Source organism: Burkholderia sp. SIMBA_051, from assembly GCF_046534915.1.
Lineage (GTDB): Bacteria > Pseudomonadota > Gammaproteobacteria > Burkholderiales > Burkholderiaceae > Burkholderia > Burkholderia ambifaria.
The window spans coordinates 1-250 of sequence record NZ_JAWRXS010000630.1; the positions used below are offsets into that span (position 1 = coordinate 1).

The window sequence follows — 250 nt, forward strand, 5'->3', positions numbered from 1 at the left end:
GCCGCGTGTTCAGGGTGACGCTGGCAGTCGGCATCGGCGTGTACTTCGTCGCGTCCGGCGCATTCCTCGGGCTGCGCTACGTGGTGCTGCCGCGCATCGACGAATTCCGGCCGCGCATCGAGCGCGCCGTGTCCGACAAGCTCCACGCGCAGCTTTCGATCGGCAGGCTGTCCCCGCACTGGTCGGGCATGCAGCCGGGCGTCGAAGTGACGAACCTCACCGTTCGCGGCCGTGACGGCCGCATCGCGCT

1 protein-coding gene is annotated in these 250 nt (G+C 69.6%); it reads left to right on the forward strand.

Annotated elements, in window-relative coordinates:
• A partial coding sequence (locus SB771_RS36005; protein WP_410722163.1) for a hypothetical protein occupies nt 1-250 on the forward strand: 250 nt, incomplete at both ends.